Source organism: Thermogutta sp. (assembly GCF_014359955.1).
Classification (GTDB): domain Bacteria; phylum Planctomycetota; class Planctomycetia; order Pirellulales; family Thermoguttaceae; genus Thermogutta.
Genome location: NZ_JACIYL010000441.1, coordinates 1 through 3,735, shown reverse-complemented (window position 1 = coordinate 3,735; position 3,735 = coordinate 1). Strand labels below are relative to the sequence as shown.

At 59.9% G+C, this 3,735-nt stretch carries 4 protein-coding genes; 2 read left to right on the top strand and 2 right to left on the bottom strand.

Going from position 1 to position 3,735, the window contains the following annotated elements; genetic code table 11:
• Positions 1-173 precede the first annotated feature (173 nt).
• Positions 174-1,079: an SHD1 domain-containing protein gene (locus H5U08_RS12730; protein ID WP_297033642.1), complete on the bottom strand. Its 906-nt coding sequence runs from the start codon at positions 1,077-1,079 to the stop codon at positions 174-176.
• Between the two features lie 305 nt (positions 1,080-1,384).
• Here H5U08_RS12730 and H5U08_RS12725 point away from each other — a divergent pair, with 305 nt between their 5' ends.
• The gene (locus H5U08_RS12725; protein WP_297033639.1) at positions 1,385-2,533 is read left to right on the top strand and encodes a GTPase; all 1,149 of its coding nucleotides are present in this window, start codon (positions 1,385-1,387) and stop codon (positions 2,531-2,533) included.
• Between the two features lie 168 nt (positions 2,534-2,701).
• Complete coding sequence (locus tag H5U08_RS19895) at positions 2,702-3,055, top strand: PilZ domain-containing protein (protein ID WP_366494529.1); 354 nt, start codon at positions 2,702-2,704, stop codon at positions 3,053-3,055.
• Positions 3,056-3,117: 62 nt separating this feature from the next.
• Here H5U08_RS19895 and H5U08_RS12720 read toward each other — a convergent pair.
• Positions 3,118-3,735, bottom strand: a 618-nt coding sequence (locus tag H5U08_RS12720) for an SDR family oxidoreductase (RefSeq protein WP_297033635.1), incomplete at its 5' end; no start/stop codon positions are given.

The window sequence follows — 3,735 nt, the reverse complement described above, 5'->3', positions numbered from 1 at the left end:
CGCACAAGGCTTGACTCAACAAAAAAGCGAGACGGGAGCCGGTACTCCCGTCTCGGGTTGTCATTTCAGCACCGGCAACACTCAGTAATCGGTGCCTATTTTTCTGAAAAAACACCTGCAAGCGGACACCATTCCGGGGTGCCTACCGCCGGTCATTCAGCGGCAACCGAGCTTCACCGCTGGGCGAGTTCGCCGAGTGTGCTCAAGACGTAGGTTTGGTCATCCCGAGACAGACGTTCGAAGGCCACGCGGACGTACTGCCCATCCGGTTGCAGCAGCCGGACAATACGGCCACCTTCCAACGTTTCAACAAACCGAGCCACCACGTGATACCGGCCGGTATCGTCCGTCCAGATGCGATAGGAGGAACTCTGGGCGGCCGGTGCAGGAGCCGGTGGAGCGGCAGGCGGTGCTGCCTCAGGAGCCGCTGGAGCCGCAGGCTGGGCCGGGGCGGGGGCCGCCGGCGGAGCAGGTGGCTGAGCCGGCTGGGCAGGCTTTTCTTCCGCAGGGGCTGGAGGAGCGGCAGGCTGAGCCGGGGCCGGTGGAGCGGGCTGCGGTGGAGCCGCCTCAGGTGCCGGAGGTGCCGGTGGGCTTGCAGGCTGTTCCGGTTTTGCCTCGGGAGCAGGCGACGCCTGAGCAGGAGCTGGCGCCGGAGCCGGTGCTGGCGGGGCAGGTGGAGTTGCCTGGGCCTGCGCTGGGGGAGCAGCGGGTTTTTCTGCCGGTTGGGGAGCGGGAGGAGTCGGTGGCGTCGGTGGGACGGCCTGTTGGGCCGGTTTTTCCTCTGGCTTGGCTTCCGGAGCCGGAGCTTGAGGAGCCGGAGCAGGGGCTGCCGCGGGCGCTTCAGGTTTGGTCTCTCCCGGGGAAGGTGTGGGGGCAGCCGGAGCCTCCTCGGTTACAGCAGCGGGAGTCTCGCAGGCTGGCGGGACCACTTCGCATTCCGGCACCGGAACACAGCACGCCGCCGGTTGGCAGCAATGGTGTCGCACACAGAGCCGCGACCACCACTTGCACGCGTACGCATTCGCCGCAAGGCCGATCGACAGCATCGCGGCCGTCACAAACAGAAATCGCTTCGCCATGGTCCATCCCTCCTGTTAAAACTGAGACATGTCAGCAAAACTCGACTCGACGCAACACACCCCAGAGGCCTGCCATTGCAGGCGAACTGTTAGCGGTGGGAAACTGCACGATGCGGAGAAATTTACTCTTTTGAAGAATATAGTTAACTGGACGGAAGATTTCAAATGATTGCTCCGGCTGTCGCCACATGCCCGCTCACAAAAGTGACATCCTGGATAATGCTTGTTGCGGCGATAATGTTAGAACCAGGAACCACAACACTGGTCTTGAAAGCGAACCTGCAGATTCTGGTGAAAAATATTCCATGAACCGTGTGATCGTGCTAACACCCCCTGGCCGTGCCGCCCTGGCCACCATTCGATTGGAAGGCCCCGCCGTCCAAAGCGCTCTCGAGGAGCAGCTTGTGCGACGCACGGGATCGGAATTTCGATTTGAAATCACTTCTCGACCCGCTCTGGTGCGTTTTCGCATGGGTGACGATCTGTATGAGGAACTGATCCTTCGGGTGGTCGATGGCCAGACCGCCGAACTGCATTGCCACGGCAACCCGCTTCTCGTGGAAACGATTGTTGCGAAGTTTGAGCGGTTGGGATTTCATCGCGAGACCTGGGAGCGATGGATTCAACGGACGGAAAAAGACGCCCTCGTGGCCGCCGCACGGGTTGCCCTGGCCGATGCCGCGACCTGGACCGTCACCTCGATTCTGCTGGACCAGTACGGGGGAGCGTTCTCCACGATGATCGACAGAGCGGAAAACGCCCTCATCCATGACAATTGGCAGGAAGCCACGGATATCCTGTATCGGTTGCTTTCCTGGGAAAAGGTGGGACTCCATCTGACGCGACCATATAAAGTCGTGTTGGTTGGTCCGCCCAATGCGGGAAAAAGCAGCATCCTCAACTGGTTGGTGGGATACCAACGGGCGATCGTGGATCCGACACCGGGAACCACGCGCGACTTTGTGACGGTGGCGACAGTTGTCGAAGGCTGGCCTGTGGAGCTGTACGACACGGCAGGGGTACGGTCTCCGCAGGACGAGCTGGAAGCGGAGGCCATCGCTCGGACACGCAGGATTGCGAGCGAAGCCGACCTCGTCCTCCTTGTTTTGGATCGAAGCACCGAATGGACGGCCGATTACGGGCGGCTTCAAAAGGAGTGGCAGGATGCAATGGTGATCCTGAACAAGCGGGACCTGCCACCTGGACCTGGGACGTGGTCCGATGGATGGCTCCTCTCGACTCGAATTGCAGAAGATCGTCCGATGCTATTGAAAGCCATCGCCCAGAAACTGGTGCCTGAACCACCTCCGCCTGGCGAGGCAATTCCTTTTACGCCGGAGCAGGTGGCTCGTCTCAAAGAAGCACTCGCCGCGACAGAAACGCGAGACAGGACAATGGCCATCAGAGCCTTGCGAAGCCTGAAAGTAAGGGAATCTCCTGTAGAAATTGCCTGAGGGTTGGGGATCTACAGGAGACGGAATGTCCGCTTCAAAAAGAAGCCCCTGAACAACCGTCAAATCGGTATCGCCAGCCGGGAATTGAACCGCTGACCGGAAAAAAATCAGAAACTTTTTGGCAAAACGCCCCCTCGTCAGGTGAGGGTATGCTAGATTCTTTCAGAAGTGGCATTGTGGATTCCCAAGAGCGCAGTTTCCGGCCATGGACAAGAGCATTGTTCAGAGACGTCGGAGCCCACGTTTCGCCTTCGAGGCGATTCAGCGGATTGCACCGGTGACCGACAACAAAAAACCGGATCCGCGGGATTTCTTTCCGGGAGATGCCGGGACATCTCGCGGGGCGGATTCTCCTTCTATCTCGACGAGCGGCCTGACTTTACCGAGTTGATGGCACTCGTCAGCGATAACCACAAATCCATTTATCTGACGGCCCAGGTTGTGTACGTCCACGAGCTGGAGAACCATGAAAAAGGCCGCTTTCTCGTTGGTTGCCGGTTTCTGGGCCGAGCCGGTTCGTAATAGGCCGGGAGAATGTCGTCGTCTGCTGTCCGTTCACTAACCCCGGGTTGCCGGTCAGTGTTTCACAGCCACTTTTCACGGCGGTACCATTCGACGGTTTGCTCCAGCCGCTCGAGCAAGGTCTTGGGTGTGGAAAAACTAAGCTGCTCTCGCGCCTTTTGGGCCGAACACATCCACGAACCGGCGAGTGCCTCGCGGGCTTTGTCCAGATGGAAGACGACCGGGCGCCGCCTCAACTGGGCCGTTAACTCTCCCAGGAGGGCCACCGTCCACACGACTGGCGGCGCCACCGGAATGACGAGGGTCCGGCGTCCCAAGGCCTTCCCCATGAGTTTGCCCAGTTCCCCATAAGAGGGGCATTCCTCGAAAGCGGCGTAGTAGTACCCTTGCCCTTTGTTGCTCAAGGGAGTCGGCGCGGGCAGGCGTTCGCCCCGTTCGGCGGCGGATACCAGGAGTTCAGCAAGATCCCCCGCGTAAACCACGGAGTAATATTTGCGGCGATAGCCGGGTACCAGGTGCACGCCTGTCCGGGCGATCGGCCGAAACATTTCGAGCCCGTCTTTGTCCCATTCCCCCAGAATGATGGGTGGTCGAACAATCGTAATGGGGATCTCCCCCGCGTATTTCTCGGCCACTAGTTCCCCCGCCCGCTTGCTTTTTCCGTACCACGAGACAGGGTG